This is a genomic window from Levilactobacillus humaensis, from assembly GCF_024345185.1.
GTDB classification, from domain to species: Bacteria; Bacillota; Bacilli; order Lactobacillales; family Lactobacillaceae; genus Levilactobacillus; species Levilactobacillus humaensis.
The window spans coordinates 1-14424 of sequence record NZ_BROB01000003.1 but is presented as its reverse complement, the minus strand read 5'-3'; the positions used below and the strand labels follow the sequence as shown (position 1 = coordinate 14424).

Below are 14424 nucleotides of genomic sequence, written 5' to 3'. Positions count from 1 at the left end.
TCTTACCTCCTAGCCGAAGATCAACGGATCGGATTTAATCTCCAAGTCCGTCAGGTTTTCTAAGTACCAGTCACGCATGAATGGGTATTTCAGGAGCACATCAAACCAGGAAGTCTTCTGGTCATCGTCGTGAACCGTCAGGACCCATTCCGGTTGACCGGACAACTGGTTGTTAAAGATGTCGACAACCACGCCCTCATCCAAAATAATCTCCGCCCCGTTTCCGTTGACGCCGTTCGTTAACATGTAATCATTTTGAGCGGCGACCACGAACAAGCGATCGACAATCCCAGCTGGCAAGTCGGCGGCACGTACCGCGTAATTTTGCCGGTTAGCGGCATCCAGAATGTTGAAGTCCACGGAGTAGCCGTAGTCTTCCTTCAGGTAGCGCGCGAAGTCAATCAAGACCTGAACGGAGGTCTTGACCGTCTCGGCTGGGACTGTTTCGTGTAAATCAATCACGAAGAGTTGCGTCAAAGCATGACTGTTAAACCGCAACATCTTACGTTCAAGGTTGAGATAGAACAAAGATTGTCCTGTGGCCCGTTCCCGGTAGAACACCCCGCCGTTCGCAGAAGGTTCAACCCGGAAGTTAAACGTGCCCCGGTCACCCAAAGACGTCAATTGTTGGGTCAACTCCTCACGGTGATCCCGTGATTGTAAGATGACCTGGTTGCCTTGGTCGTGTAATTCCAACATCCGTGACATGAATAATAAGTAATAATCGGCATTACTGTATTGGTGAGGGAACGTCACGTAATCCGAGTCAAGTTGAAAATCAGCTAGCTGGGTGGCCGCACTAACCAACTCGTCAGGATTTGTGGTCCGAATCAACTGGTCCATTAACTTGGTGAAGGTCAACCCGGTCTCGAGGCCCGTCTTGATAGCTTCGTTATAGTTCAGGAGCCGGCCACTGGTGGTCAGCGTCGATGGGTCATTTTCATTAATCATCGACCGTCACCTCACCCTCGCTCTTGCCTAACAGGCTATTCAAGTAGTCTGCATATAGGCTGGCGTTGTGCGCTTCGAAGTGTTCGAAGTCATCGAAGGCGTCACGAATGCTCTGCTTTTCGTAATTCAAAATCGTGTCTTCCTTAGACAAGACCAGGATCCGATCATCGTTGGCTTTGATCGACTTGTGGGCATTTAAGGCCTTTTCGTCCTCATCGGCTAACTTGGTCAATTGGTCAATAATCGTTTGCCGTTCTTCCTTAACCTTCCCGGATTCCCATGGCATACTGCTCTTGCCACTGTTTTCCTTGAGTTGGTCACGGAGTTCGGCCTTTTGGCTATCCCGGTCGTCTTGGGCGTCCACTAACTGTTGGAGGCGTTCACTTTCAGCAGAGACGGCTTCAATCTTGGCCGTGTTGAGGCGTTGGTTCTGGCTCTCCAAGGCAAAGGAATCACGTAACTTTTGGTACTCGGCCTTGTCGAAATCGAAGCGGACGTTCACCACGTCCAAATCGCCGAACAAGCGCCGGTCCCACCAATTTCCAAAGTAGATGTGGAACAGGCCGGTCGTATATTCTTCGTAGTAGAAGAATGGGTAAATGCGCCCTAAGTAATCGATTAAATTGTCACTCAAATAATGGCTAATCTGGGGATGAATGTTATCGACCAGTTCGGCTAAATGATTCACGGCGCGCTTGGTCCGCGTCTTCTTTACTTCTTGGTAATAGCGAACTTGATCAAGCAGTTCGTAGATTTTTCGGTCATCGCCGTGTTGAACCGCTGCTTGCATGGTACTCAAGTAGTCTAGTTTGTTTGCAATCGCTTGCGTCAAAATATCGGCTGCACTAGCTTGTTGTTCTTGGTTTTCCATGGATTATCCCTCATTCTCATGTTCCCTAGCCGTTGCTGAAAACATTTGGTTATACCTTCATGTTACCAAAAATGGGAACAGAATAAAGCAGTTTGGCCGAATTTCACTTGAAAACAAGGAATTTTTTAACCGCTTCCCTCCTCATCCCCTCTTAAACGGCAAAAAGGACCGACCCGGCAAGGTCGATCCTTTGTTAGTTTGGCAGTCAAGCCGTCAAACACAATTTTTAGTAGAGTTCCAGGTACTGATCACGTTCCCATTGGGAAACTTGGGTTCGGTAGGAATCGTATTCTAAGGTCTTGGCTTCGATGAAGCTCTGGAAGAGGTGTTCACCCATGGCCCCGCGCATCACATCGTCGGCCGCTAGGTCCTTCAAGGCGTTGTGCAAGGTATCTGGCAGGTTCGTAATGTGGTTTTCCTGTCGTTCGGAAGCATCCATGCGGTAAATGTTACGGTCAACCGCCTCACGAGGGGCTAATTGGTTCCGTAAGCCATCCAAGCCGGCTTCCAAGACGGCAGCGATGGCCAGGTAAGGGTTGGCAGCGGGGTCAACACTCCGCAATTCCAACCGGGTAGACAACCCGCGAGAATTTGGTACCCGAATCAATGGGGAACGGTTAGAACCAGACCAAGCCACGTAAACGGGGGCTTCGTAGCCAGGAACCAGACGCTTGTAACTGTTGACGATTGGATTGCAGATAGCGGTAAAGCTCCGTGCATGCTTGAGTAACCCACCTAAGAAGTGGAAGGCATCCTCAGACAGTTCCATGTTGCCCTTGGCATCGTAGAAGGCATTGCCTTGGTCATGGAAAAGAGACATATTCAAATGCATCCCTGATCCGTTGATACCAGCCAAAGGCTTTGGCATGAAGGTTGCATACAAGCCATACTTCCGGGCAATGGTCTTCACGACCAACTTAAACGTTTGGATGTTGTCGGCAGCGGTCAAGGCATCGGCATACTTGAAGTCAATTTCATGTTGGCCGGGTGCCACTTCATGGTGCGCTGCTTCAACGTCAAAGCCCATGTCTTCCATGGTCAAGACGATTTCACGACGACAATTTTCCCCCAAGTCCATTGGGGCCATATCGAAGTAACTCCCCTTGTCATTGAGCTCCGTGGTTGGCTTGCCATTTTCGTCCATCTTGAACAGGAAGAATTCTGGTTCTGGTCCGATGTTGAAGTCGGTAAAACCAGCCTTACGCATGTCATCTAGGACCCGAATCAGGTTGTTCCGTGGGTCGCCTTCGAAAGGCTTGCCATCGGTGGTGTAGACCTCACAAATGACTCGCGCAATCTTGCCTCGTTCGGTACTCCAAGGGAAGATCATCCAAGTCGAAAGGTCTGGATATAAGTACATGTCACTTTCTTCAATCCGGACAAACCCGTCGATTGAAGACCCATCAAACATCAACTTATTATCGAGCAACTTGTCCATTTGACTGATTGGAACTTCAACATTCTTGATCGTGCCGAATAAATCCGTAAACATTAACCGTAAAAACTTAACGTTTTCTTCCTTCGCCATGCGGCGAATATCGTCCTTCGTATTGGTTGCTTTTACCATCCAAAATCGCTCCCTGTCAGTTATCTTGTCGTCTAATGTCGGTCGGGTTAAAAGGGTCGCTGAATCCCAGAATTGGGATGACCCAGGCCCCCCTGACGAATGAACTCATCCTGCAAGATTCGCCGGACATCTTCATCAGTCAGAGGCTGTTGCTGGGCCGACTGCTTGGCCATCGTGGCCGCGCTCTGCTGGTCATAGATTGCCTTAATGCCGGCGATATTCACACCATCTGCCAGGTAATCTCGAATTTCCAGTAAGCGATCCACGTCGTTGAGTGAATACAAACGCCGATTCCCGTCACTCCGTTCAGGCGTAATTAACCCCTGTGCTTCGTAATAGCGAATCTGCCGAGCAGTCAGGCTCGTCAGTTTCATGACAGTTCCCATCGGCAAAACGGCTAACGAACGCCGTAATTCCTTCTCTTTCATTCGACTGGCCCCCTTAACTTATGATGCCATCATACCACCTGGACAACGCGAGTCAAGCTTTCATGTTAGCTTTTCTAACATGAAAGTAAAAGATTTTATTAACTCTTCAACCATTGGCCCACTTGATCGTCAATAACCGGGCGTTGTTCGGGATGTTGAACCAAGTCATACCAAGTTGCCGTCGTCTGATTACGGAACCACGTCAGCTGGCGTTTAGCATAGTGCCGGGAGTCCTGCTTAATCTGGTCGACCGCTGCCGGCCAGGCATCCGGTTGGTCGATGACCGGTAATAGTTCCCGATAACCGATTCCAGTGGCCGCTGGGAGTGCTGTGCCCCCCTGAGCAGCCAACCAGGCAACTTCATCCGTCAGGCCCGCTGTCATCATCAGATCTACCCGTTGATTAATGCGCTCGTATAGCAAGGTTCGGTCGGTGTTCAACGCCAGATAGAGCTCGTCGTATTGGGCGCCGCTATCTGCTTGCTGGGAGAACGGACGTCCCGTCACAGCGATCACTTCCAGGGCCCGTACCGTACGACGGACGTTGGTGACTGGAATCTTACTAGCCGCCAAAGGATCCTGGTCCGCCAGTCGTTGCCACAGTGCTTGTGGTCCCTCTTCAGCGGCGATGGCGCGAAAGGTTTCTCGCACCGCCGGATCGCCGGGTGCCGACGATCCCAACCGCAGGCCGTCAAACAACGCCTGGAGGTAAAAACCTGTCCCACCGGCAATGATTGGCAAATGCCCTCGGCCACGAATCTCTGCGATCAGTCGTTGCGCAGCCGCTACGAACTTGGCAACTGTGAATTGTTCATCGACATCACAAACATCGACCAGATGATGAGTTGCCTGGGCCTGTTCTGCCGGCGTCGCTTTCGCCGTGCCAATATCGAGATGCCGATAGACCTGCATCGAGTCCCCTGAGATAATTTCACCATTGAATTTTTGCGCTAACGCAATCGCTAGTGTCGTCTTGCCCACCGCGGTGGGACCGACAATTGCTAAAACCTTTTCCATGACTCTAGCCTCCTTGTATGTGACGTCGTAACTGGACCGCCCGCGCCGGATAGTCCGTGATGATGCCACGAAAATGATGGCGAAAACAATAGCTCATGTCTGCCGGCCGATTGACCGTCCAGGGACGCAATTGCACCCGCGGCAACCAGAAACGATGAGCTTTAACCCAGCGAATATCTGGATGCCACTCGACTACCTGATGCCGCCGTAGCAGGCGTTTGGCCCAGTGACTGTTCGTCTGAAAAAGCTGGGCATATTCCGCCTGCGGGTACAGCCGTTGCAGGCTAACTAATGATTGTGGCCGAAAGCTAGAGAAAACCAGCTTGAATGACCGCGAACGTTGTGCAAAGTACGTGGCCACCCGTTCCTCAATACCTGGATAGGGATACCTATTCGTTTTTAATTCAAGATTGAGGCTTCCCGTGAAGTGCCGGTCGTTCAACAGATCCACCACCTCGTCTAGCGTGGGAATGGTTGCCGTTAACTGTCGCTGCGGGTCACCCGCATCCAGCTTCCGTAATTGGGCCAACGTGAGATCCTTCACCGCACCGGAACCATTCGTGGTTCGATCGACCGTCTCATCGTGAATGATGACGAGCTGGCCATCTCGGGACAACTGAACATCCGTCTCGATACCATCGGCACCGGCGGTCAAGGCCGCTTCAAAAGCCATCAGGGTATTTTCCGGTAAAGTCCCGGCACTCCCGCGATGTGCGAAGACCTGTGTCCATTGGGTTTGTCCCATCTCGTCACCCCCTCATTTTCTTTCCACTAGCAAGGTTACCACAAAATTCCAGTCATTTTGCGAAATTTTTACCGCTTGACTTCCGCTAATCGCTAGCAATTTTAGCCGATAAACGGCATAATGGAAGCGGATAACTTAAATTCTACGATGATGGGAGTCGAGTTATGATGAAGCATTTTACCAAGGGATTTATCTTTGGCGTTGTGGCAACTGCTAGTGCCGTTGCCGGTGCCGTCTTCTCTTTCAAGAAGACTGTTGTTGAACCAATTGAGGATCAAGAATCCCGGTTTGAAGAAAACCGGAAGCGCGCTAATCGGAAGAGCCATTCAGCTCACAACGGTTAATCAGTCGCAATAAAATGGACGTCCCGGTTAATTACCGAGACGCCCATTTTGTGTTTAATACTTCGTTTTCTTGGTCTTACCTTGCCACCGAGCGTAACCCGATTTCAAGATGTAGATTTCCTTGTAGTCGTCCTTACCCAAAATCAAGGCGGCCCGTGTGCTCAAGGCCTTGCTTTGGTCATACAAGTAAATGGGAAGATCATCCCGCAATTGCTTGTAGTAGGCCTTAAACGTTGAATAAGGGATGTTCCGTGCGCCTAAGATATGGCCCGCGTCGAATTCCTTCTTTTCACGTAAATCCACGACCTGGGCCTTACGCATACCCGCTTGGAAAGTCGCTTCATCGATGACCTTGGCCACGCGATTACGCCGAATGACCGTTGACCATTGCCAAGCGCCCCAAACCGCGACGAGAACGATAAGGATAATCAAGTAGATCGTCCATACTGAAATTGTACCTGCTGCTCCAATAACCAAAACTAATTCGCCCTTCCTAATTCCACAGACTCGTTAAGTCTTTTATTAATTTGTTTTTTGAAAACGCAGTGCTAAGGATGCGGCACCGATGATCCCGGCGTCGTTACCCAATTGTGCCAACCGTAGCTTGGTTGAATCCCGAACTGAAGGGAAGGCATTTTCTTGGAAGTAACGGGTCGTTGGTTGTAACAAGGTGTTCCCGGCATTTGACACACCCCCACCGATGATGATATTGGCAGGATTCAAAATGTTGGCCACGTTGGCCAAAGCCAAGCCAAGATAGAAGGTCACTCGGTCAACCACTTGGTTAGCCAAGATGTCCCCGTTATCAGCTAGGTAGAAGACCATCTTAGACGTCACACTCTCTTGATTGTCTTCCATTTCCTTTAAGCGAGAAGTGCCCATGAAGTCCTTGGCCATGTCGGCAGCAACATGAACCACACCCGTTGCGGAGGCGTACTGTTCGAGACAGCCGCGCTTGCCACAGGTACACAGGTACCCATTAGGTTGAACGGTCACGTGGCCAAGTTCACCAGCGCCACCATTTACCCCATGAAGGAGGTGTCCACCGGCAATGACTCCGCCACCGACACCGGTCCCTAAGGTGACAAAGACAACATCGTCGTCCTTTTCCCCGGCACCCTTCCAGTATTCACCCAATGATGCCACATTGGCATCATTGTCCAGAATGAACTGTAAACCGACACCGGCCTGAATCTGGTCACGAACGCGTTGACGTTTCGTCCAGTTCAGGTTGAAGGCGCCAATAACCGTTCCGTTTTCAATGTCGACGGAACCTGGCGTTCCCATCCCGATGCCAATAAAGTCGTTCTTACTGAATTCTGAATTACTGATGTGTTGATTGATGGACGTCACAATGTTTGGCACAATGTGGCTTCCTTCATCGGTGATATCTGTAGGAATGCTCCACTTTGCAAGGACTTCGCCCGCAACGGACAAGAAGGCCATCTTGGTGGTTGTTCCACCCAAGTCAATTCCGATTAAATTACGTGCCATAACTCTAAATCCCTCCAATGGATTGGTGTTGATCTCTTGCTTTTTCGACTTCAATACGGTGTTCATGGCGCAAAACGAGTTTGGCCGCGATGAAGGTCTTGGTGTCAACAACCCCTGCTTTTCGCAGATTGTTCAACTCCAAGGCCATCACCTCGATGTCCCACATTCGCTTGCCCACGTACACGTAAATATCAAATTTTTTAAGTAGCTGCTGAACATCATATAACGTTTTCATTGTCCCACAACCTCCATGAAATTGCACGAGCCATTTTGGCCGTTTAGCGGCTTAGCCCGCTCATATACAACCAGACCAATCCAACGATTAGGACCACGGTCGCTACGATGCGTTTAACTGTGCTTACTCGACCAATTCTTGGAACACCTAATGTATACGCTACCAAGAATCCGGCAGCTAGCCCTCCGATATGCCCAGCGAGATCAATCCCTGGCGCAAAGAGGTCAAACAAGATGTTCATCACAACGAACCCCAGAAAGGTCTGTGATAACTGCCGAATATTGGGATTTTGCCAGAAGGACTCCCCAAGCATCAGGAAGGCCCCAAACAGCCCAAAAATAGCGGTACTAGCCCCGGCAGACAAACTATCTGAGAAACAGAAACTTGCAATGTTCCCGCCAATTCCCGAAATCAGGAAGATTCCCAGGAACCGAGCATGTCCGAAGGCTGCCTCAATTTGAATCCCCACAAAGTATAACGTAATCATGTTCATTAGGATATGGGTAAATCCAATGTGTAAGAAGATTGGCGTGACTAACCGCCACCACTCACCCTGCTGGATGAGGGCATTTACCTTTGCCCCATACGTAATCAGGACGTTAACGTTGGTGCTTCCCCCGCTGACAGTCATGGCCAGATAGACCACGACCATGATCGCGATTAAGCCCACGGTCATAAAGGGTTGGTTATCCAAACGATTCAAGCGATATTTGAATTTTTGTGCCACCTTGCCGCTCCCTTTCTACTTGGTTGATGCGACGAGCACGCGATCGAGAATGACGTCGAAGGGGTCAACTTGCCAGGTTGGCGCACTCACCTGCTGAACAGAAAATGCTAACGCAACCTTGGTTCCTGTGGTACGTGGTAGATAGCGGTCATAATAGCCGCCCCCAAACCCGACCCGTTCGCCACTCTGAGCGTACAGCAAGCCGGGCACCACAAGCAAGTCAAAGTTGGCTGGCAAGATAATCTCCCCATCTTCCGGTTCCATCAGGCCAAATGCGGTCTTGACCAGGTGCGTATCGGCAGTCAGCGTATGAAACGCCATCTGCCGGGCTGGCAGCGTCTGCGGTACAGCCACCGTCTTACCGGCTTGCTGAGCGGCAGCAATAATTGCGGCCGTAGACAGCTCTAAATCGGTACTGATGGTCGTTGCAATGGTCGTTGCTTGTTGCCACTCGGGCAAGGCAAACAACTGCTCATAGAGGCTCTGAGCACCCATTTCACGTTTCGCAGGAGAAAGCTGCTTCAAAGCCTGGATCGTCTGCTGACGCAGATTTGCTTTAGTCGCCATGATAGTTGACCCCCTTTAAGAAAATTTCAATAAAAAAAGGTGCGGGCTCCCGCCCGTACCCTTACTTAGTTTCGCGATGCAAAGTTACTTTCCGGTCACGTGGGCAGTACTTCTTAAATTCAACCCGGTCCGGATTATTACGCCGGTTCTTGCTGGATAAGTAGTTGCGTTCGTGGCATTCAGTACATTCTAAAGTGATGTGTACACGCATTGTGGGTAACCTCCCAACTTTTTCAGAATTACAGGCTAGAGCCTTAACTTGTAATATATTACCATTATCCCGGGATAATTACCAGTCAAAATTCTAAATATGTTAAGGGAAAATACTTAACAGCTGAATTGTCGGGCCCTGAGCGGGTTCTCTTATCCCTTGCGGCGAGGAACGTGATGCCGATGACCATTTTCCTTCAACATTTCCGCCTCAGTCCATAATTTTAACGCATCAGAATAAAAAAGGGTTCTGACCGTATGACTGGTCAGAACCCTTCTAAAATCTTATTGATTAATTGTTGAAGTCGATTGCACGGACTTCCAATAAGCCGCGTAAATCTTCTTCGCTAACGTCATATTGTTACTCTCGGCGTTAACCCCAAGGTTAGGCATGGCCAAGGCCACCACCACCTGTGGATGCGTCGAGGGCGCATAAGATGCCAGACTCAACGTGACTGTTTCCGTTCCCTTGTAGAACGTTTGTGCAGTCCCCGTCTTAGCCGAAATCTTTGGGGTAATTGATGACATGGCACCACCAGTCTTGTAGGTATTGCTCCCATGAACCACGTCATAGAGTCCTTCCTTGACCAGGCGCTTCTGCGCAGCCGTCATGTCAATCGTGTTCAAGACCTTAGGTTCAACCGTTGACTTCACGGCACCCAACGTTCCATCAGACTTCGTTCCCCGAATGGATTGAACCACATGAGGCGCGATCCGCGTCCCACCATTGGCGATTGTCGACATGTACTGGGCCACTTGCAGCACCGTGTACGCGTCGTAGTTCCCGAAGGACAAGTCCAAAGCATTCCCAATGTGGGCAAAACTGCTAGACCCTTCCAACCCGGAACTTTCACCGGGCAGATCAATCCCTGTTTTAACCCCGAGACCGAACTGTTTGAAGTAACCCCGTTCGATATCGAAGGCCTTGGTGCTCATGGTCAGAGCGGCACCGGATGAATAGTTAAATCCAGCTTCCTTCATGGCCAATTGCATCATGTAGGAGTTAGACGACACTTCCAATGCCCCGGCAGCGTTAACCGCGATGTTCGAACTCCCGCCATGGTTAAACCAGGAGGACTTCTTAACCCCACCGACGTTGATCGGCATATCGGTTAACGTACTGTTCGTTGGGGTAATCACACCCTTCATCAAGGCACCAGAAACCATGGCACCCTTGACCACGGACCCCATAACAATATCACTATTGAGGGTTCCCAAAGCGTTGTTGGTAATCTTACCCGAAGATGGATTGCGGTCGACCCCGGCCATCCCAATCACGCCCCCGGTATTCGGATTCATGACAACGGCATAGGTCCCAGTTGAGTAGCCACCAGCACCTTGTTCGGCCGACTTCACTAACGACTGCAGCTGACTCTGGAACTTCGAGTTGATGGTCAGTTGAAGGTTGTCCCCCTTCTGGCCTCCATACTTCTGAACTTCCTTCGTCACCGTGTTGTTACCCGCAACCTCAACCTGTTTTTCGGCCTTGGTTCCGCGTAATACGGACTCGTATTCCTTTTCCAGGTATGATTGCCCGACACTGTCATTTCGTGAATAGCCTTGGGCCAAGAGTTCGTTGATCCGATCACTTGGTAACCCGGTCTTTTCCGAAGAAACGGTCCCGATGATGGAATTCATCGATGTCCCATTCGGATAGTCACGCGACCAGCTTGTCCCAACCTTAATCCCAGGCATCTCGGATAAATGTTCCCCAATCTCAGCGATTTCACGATTGGAAACGCCAGAATCCTTGATGTAGGTCGTGGACAGAGCATAGGCCCCACTCATCTTCGCAAAGATTGTCGCCGCATTTTGCTGAGACTTCGTCAATTTGAAGGATGAGTCATTTTCGAGATAACTATGCGCCTTGTCATAGAGCTGTGTGACGGTCATCCCCTTGGTCCCGGATAGTTTACCCTCCACGGCCTTAAGGTTCTTGGAATCCGTTAAGTAGTAATCAATCGCCTGACGTGGCGTCAAACTACTCGTCGAAACTGTTAAGTAATCGCCTAACGTATTGGCAATCTGGTACATGTTGGTCGATAACACATTGACCCCTTTAGTATAGGAGATCGCTTGATGCGCTTTGTTCCCCACTAAAACTTTCCCGGTGGAATCGTAAACCATCCCCCGTTGAACGTTAGTGGTTTCAATCGTGGTGTCGGTTGAGTTCACCTCAGCCTTGAATTTTGCCCCATAGAAGACTTGCAGATACGCTAACTGACCAATCAGCGCCGCAAATAATAGGGCAACAATGATGAAAAGAAAGTTTAACCGAAACGGAATCTCCGACTTTTTAGGGCCGCCAGATCGCTGACTTCGGTTGCTTACTCGATTATAGAAATTCTTCACAACAGTTCTGCTCCTTATTGTACAGCTACTATTTTACCAAACTTCACCGCGTGCCACTATCCCGCTACCGAAATTTAATGTTTCTATGCTATTCTAGAGACCATAATCAAAAATGTACAGGATCACGTGCAACTTTTATAATTTCTAAAGATTGAGGTGGCTTTTTTGCAAGATCGAAAACAGCGTCAACGGCTTTCACCACGCCAATTAACTCTGATCGGGGCTTTCCTGACGCCCTTCATTTTAATGACGGCCTATTTTATTTACCGGCAAATGGCGCCCTTTGGGTCGAGTAGCCTCCTGACCGTCGACTTAGGGCAACAATATATCGACTTCTTTGCGTACATGCGGCGCGCCTTGCTTCACGATCCCGGCAGTATCTTCTACTCCTTTGCCAATGGTTTGGGCGGCGAAATGTTGGGAACCTGGGCCTACTACCTGTTGAGTCCCCTGAATTGGGTTCTCCTGTTCTTCCCTGGGTCATCGCTCACCAGCGGAGTCTTCATCATCACCGTCCTCAAATACGGTCTGGCCGGCTTGACCTTCGCCTGGCTACTATTAAAGACGACGAAACAACGCGGCTTGTTCGTGATCACCTTTGCCACGGCCTATGCCCTCATGGGGTGGTCCGTTGCCAATCAGTTGAACGTCATGTGGCTCGATGCCGCCTACCTGTTACCCCTGGTATTCTATGGGCTCTACCAGCTCATGCACACTGGTGAATGGCGCTCCTACGTGATTTGGCTGGCGATTACGTTGATCGTGAACTACTATATGGCCTACATGATCTGTCTCTTCATGATCCTCAGTTTCATCTTTCTTGCCGTCGATCGTTATACCGGTTGGCGTCAATTAGCTAAACAGGCAGGTCAATTCGCGGTGACTTCAATCACGGCTGGCCTGCTTTCGGCGGTCGTTCTTCTGCCAACCTGGTGGTCACTCTCCCAAAGTAAGGCGCAGTACACCGTCACGTCGTTTAAATGGAAGTTTGAGTTCTTTCCACCAAAAATGTTGGCGAAGTTCTTCCTGGGTTCCTTTAACTTTGATCAGATGCCATCTGGTACAGCGAACCTTTTCATCGGGGCAATTGCCTTGATTGGCGCCCTCTTCTACTTCGGCGATCGCCGCATTCACCTGCGAACCCGGATTACCGCCGGGCTGATTACGGTCTTTTTGGCACTATCACTCTGTGTTCAGCCATTGGATCTGTTGTGGCACGCCGGCCAATTTCCAGTCTGGTACCCTTACCGTTTCTCCTTTGTTGTGAGCTTCTGGCTCATCTGGTTGGCGGCCCAGACGTTGACCCTCGACTTTCAGCCGAGTGCCTTGGCCATTGCCCTAGTCACCCTGATTGTCGTAGCCGGCAGTACCTACGTCGCCATCTTCCTCAAACAATTTAAATTTCTTCAACTCAATCAAGTTCTCTTAGGTTTACTTTTCGTCATTCTTGCACTGGCATTAACACCCCTGCCGGTCAAACATCACTGGATCTATCCGATCACCTTCTTCGTGATCGGAGTCACCGAGGTCACAGCCAATGCCTTCATCTCCTTAAATAACATTAGCTACGTCTCTCAGGGCGAGTACGGCAACTACACCGACGAGCTCCAACGCTTAGTCAACGGCGTTGAGAAGACCGATAGCGGCTTCTACCGCATGGGTAAAACCTTCATGCGAACCAAGGGCGATGCCTTCCAAACTGGCTTCAATGGTGGGGGCGTCTTCTCCTCCGTTCTGCCCAAAGCGGTTCCCGCCTTCTATGGCAACACTGGGAACCCTGACGGCGACGGTTTCGTGGCCTACAGCAACGGAACATTGGTCACCGACTCCTTGCTAAACATGAAATACTACTTCCAAAACAAGACCCTTTCCGGCGCATTGAGCGGGTCAAGCATGCTTCCCGCCACCAGCAATAAAGCTGATCTGGCAGATTACCGTGCGCTGAGTCAGGATCAATGGGCCACGACCTATCAGAATCCTTACGCCTTACCACTCGGTTATGCGGCAAGTTCAAAGATTCTATCCTTGAAAGACACGACCGCCGATCCCGCGCAGTATCAGGCCAACTGGCTGTCTGCGTTGACCGGTCGTTCAGCCGATCGGCACTTATACCAGGCCGAGAATTTCGATCAGGTCACCTTCGATAATATTAACCAACAAACCAAGATCACCGGCGCCGTTCTCCAAAAGAAGAACCTCCTGAAGCCTGGTAGTATCACGTTAACGATTAAACCGAAGACCAACGATGCCATCTACATGACCTTTGGTTCGACGGTTAATCCAGACAACGCCACCTTCGTTCTAAACGGGAAGCCCTTGAATCAGTACAAGACCTACCGTCACACCATCCTGGTCAGTGTGGCCGATCATGCCAAAGGCAAAACCATCAAACTCACGGTCCAACTGAAAAAGGGATCGTTGTGGCTGGAAAACTTCACCCTTTACCGGTTGAACACCGCACAGTTCAAGTCTGCGGTCACCCAGCTTAAGACGAGTCCCTGGCAGGTAACCAAGCACAGCAGCCGATCATTTAGCGGCACCATCACGACGAAGAAGGACAACCAAGTCCTCAACACGTCAATTCCGTATTCCGCTGGCTGGCGGGCAACCGTTAACGGCCATCGCGTCAAAACCTACAAGACCGTGGGGATGTTTACGGCACTTAAATTACCACGTGGCACTAGTCGCGTCACCCTATCTTACTGGCCACCCTTGTTTAATGCAGGGCTCATAATTAGTGGTATAACCGCATTGGGCCTCATCGGCGGCAGTTGGTTCTGGCATCGGCGTCACTAATTTCGGACAAACGAAACGGGCCTGAGACTTTTCTCTCAGACCCGTTCCTACGTTTAGTCAAGCTCTGTAAATAAAGAGACTTTATTTTAGGGTACACCAAACAGTATCTCACTAAGAACAG

Annotated in this window: 15 protein-coding genes; 2 read left to right on the top strand and 13 right to left on the bottom strand. The window is 50.2% G+C overall.

Features of this window, described 5'->3' with window-relative positions; all coding sequences use genetic code 11:
• Nucleotides 1-9: 9 nt before the first annotated feature.
• The 6 genes from OCU14_RS01215 to OCU14_RS01190 all read right to left on the bottom strand — a co-directional run bounded on the left by OCU14_RS01215 (nt 10) and on the right by OCU14_RS01190 (nt 5578).
• A complete protein-coding gene (locus OCU14_RS01215; RefSeq protein WP_261809428.1) occupies nt 10-951 on the bottom strand; it encodes a hypothetical protein in 942 nt (313 codons plus the stop codon).
• A complete protein-coding gene (locus OCU14_RS01210) occupies nt 944-1822 on the bottom strand; it encodes an exonuclease SbcC (protein WP_261809427.1) in 879 nt (292 codons plus the stop codon). The genes OCU14_RS01215 and OCU14_RS01210 overlap by 8 nt, the downstream gene beginning before the upstream one ends.
• 226 nt (nt 1823-2048) lie before the next feature.
• Complete coding sequence (gene glnA, locus OCU14_RS01205; RefSeq protein WP_261809426.1) at nt 2049-3389, bottom strand: type I glutamate--ammonia ligase; 1341 nt, start codon at nt 3387-3389, stop codon at nt 2049-2051.
• A 47-nt stretch (nt 3390-3436) separates the two neighbouring features.
• The gene (locus OCU14_RS01200; RefSeq protein WP_261809425.1) at nt 3437-3817 is read right to left on the bottom strand and encodes a MerR family transcriptional regulator; all 381 of its coding nucleotides are present in this window, start codon (nt 3815-3817) and stop codon (nt 3437-3439) included.
• Nucleotides 3818-3915: 98 nt separating this feature from the next.
• Nucleotides 3916-4833 (bottom strand): tRNA (adenosine(37)-N6)-dimethylallyltransferase MiaA, encoded by a 918-nt coding sequence (gene miaA, locus OCU14_RS01195; RefSeq protein WP_261809424.1) that lies wholly within the window; start codon nt 4831-4833, stop codon nt 3916-3918.
• A 4-nt stretch (nt 4834-4837) separates the two neighbouring features.
• Nucleotides 4838-5578: a glycerophosphodiester phosphodiesterase gene (locus tag OCU14_RS01190; RefSeq protein WP_261809423.1), complete on the bottom strand. Its 741-nt coding sequence runs from the start codon at nt 5576-5578 to the stop codon at nt 4838-4840.
• A gap of 167 nt (nt 5579-5745) precedes the next feature.
• Here OCU14_RS01190 and OCU14_RS01185 point away from each other — a divergent pair, with 167 nt between their 5' ends.
• Nucleotides 5746-5922 (top strand): DUF3042 family protein, encoded by a 177-nt coding sequence (locus tag OCU14_RS01185; protein WP_125574555.1) that lies wholly within the window; start codon nt 5746-5748, stop codon nt 5920-5922.
• Nucleotides 5923-5976: 54 nt separating this feature from the next.
• Here OCU14_RS01185 and OCU14_RS01180 read toward each other — a convergent pair whose 3' ends face one another.
• The 7 genes from OCU14_RS01180 to OCU14_RS01150 form a co-directional block, all read right to left on the bottom strand.
• Complete coding sequence (locus OCU14_RS01180; RefSeq protein WP_261809422.1) at nt 5977-6399, bottom strand: rhodanese-like domain-containing protein; 423 nt, start codon at nt 6397-6399, stop codon at nt 5977-5979.
• A gap of 45 nt (nt 6400-6444) precedes the next feature.
• Entirely contained in the window at nt 6445-7416 is a 972-nt protein-coding gene (locus OCU14_RS01175) for an ROK family glucokinase (protein WP_057877944.1), read from the bottom strand.
• Nucleotides 7417-7420: 4 nt separating this feature from the next.
• On the bottom strand, nt 7421-7651 hold the full coding sequence (locus OCU14_RS01170) for a YqgQ family protein (protein ID WP_057877945.1): 231 nt from the start codon (nt 7649-7651) through the stop codon (nt 7421-7423).
• A 43-nt stretch (nt 7652-7694) separates the two neighbouring features.
• Nucleotides 7695-8327: a rhomboid family intramembrane serine protease gene (locus OCU14_RS01165; RefSeq protein ID WP_261809510.1), complete on the bottom strand. Its 633-nt coding sequence runs from the start codon at nt 8325-8327 to the stop codon at nt 7695-7697.
• Nucleotides 8328-8393: 66 nt separating this feature from the next.
• Nucleotides 8394-8945, bottom strand: coding sequence for a 5-formyltetrahydrofolate cyclo-ligase (locus OCU14_RS01160; RefSeq protein ID WP_261809421.1), 552 nt, complete (start codon nt 8943-8945; stop codon nt 8394-8396).
• A gap of 61 nt (nt 8946-9006) precedes the next feature.
• The gene (gene rpmG / locus OCU14_RS01155) at nt 9007-9156 is read right to left on the bottom strand and encodes a 50S ribosomal protein L33 (RefSeq protein WP_011667723.1); all 150 of its coding nucleotides are present in this window, start codon (nt 9154-9156) and stop codon (nt 9007-9009) included.
• A gap of 284 nt (nt 9157-9440) precedes the next feature.
• Complete coding sequence (locus OCU14_RS01150) at nt 9441-11507, bottom strand: peptidoglycan D,D-transpeptidase FtsI family protein (protein WP_261809420.1); 2067 nt, start codon at nt 11505-11507, stop codon at nt 9441-9443.
• Nucleotides 11508-11672: 165 nt separating this feature from the next.
• On the opposite strand from OCU14_RS01150, the gene OCU14_RS01145 reads away from it, so the two are divergent.
• Complete coding sequence (locus tag OCU14_RS01145) at nt 11673-14303, top strand: YfhO family protein (protein WP_261809419.1); 2631 nt, start codon at nt 11673-11675, stop codon at nt 14301-14303.
• Nucleotides 14304-14424: the final 121 nt, after the last annotated feature.

Excerpts from the sequence above, each read along its gene's own strand:
- OCU14_RS01210 (WP_261809427.1), bottom strand. The coding sequence starts at position 1,822 with ATGGAAAACCAAGAACAACAAGCTAGTGCAGCCGATATTTTGACGCAA.
- OCU14_RS01190 (WP_261809423.1), bottom strand. The coding sequence starts at position 5,578 with ATGGGACAAACCCAATGGACACAGGTCTTCGCACATCGCGGGAGTGCC.
- OCU14_RS01200 (WP_261809425.1), bottom strand. The coding sequence starts at position 3,817 with ATGAAAGAGAAGGAATTACGGCGTTCGTTAGCCGTTTTGCCGATGGGA.
- OCU14_RS01185 (WP_125574555.1), top strand. The coding sequence starts at position 5,746 with ATGAAGCATTTTACCAAGGGATTTATCTTTGGCGTTGTGGCAACTGCT.
- OCU14_RS01160 (WP_261809421.1), bottom strand. The coding sequence starts at position 8,945 with ATGGCGACTAAAGCAAATCTGCGTCAGCAGACGATCCAGGCTTTGAAG.
- OCU14_RS01175 (WP_057877944.1), bottom strand. The coding sequence starts at position 7,416 with ATGGCACGTAATTTAATCGGAATTGACTTGGGTGGAACAACCACCAAG.
- miaA (WP_261809424.1), bottom strand. The coding sequence starts at position 4,833 with ATGGAAAAGGTTTTAGCAATTGTCGGTCCCACCGCGGTGGGCAAGACG.
- OCU14_RS01170 (WP_057877945.1), bottom strand. The coding sequence starts at position 7,651 with ATGAAAACGTTATATGATGTTCAGCAGCTACTTAAAAAATTTGATATT.
- OCU14_RS01165 (WP_261809510.1), bottom strand. The coding sequence starts at position 8,327 with ATGACCGTGGGCTTAATCGCGATCATGGTCGTGGTCTATCTGGCCATG.
- OCU14_RS01215 (WP_261809428.1), bottom strand. The coding sequence starts at position 951 with ATGATTAATGAAAATGACCCATCGACGCTGACCACCAGTGGCCGGCTC.
- rpmG (WP_011667723.1), bottom strand. The coding sequence starts at position 9,156 with ATGCGTGTACACATCACTTTAGAATGTACTGAATGCCACGAACGCAAC.
- glnA (WP_261809426.1), bottom strand. The coding sequence starts at position 3,389 with ATGGTAAAAGCAACCAATACGAAGGACGATATTCGCCGCATGGCGAAG.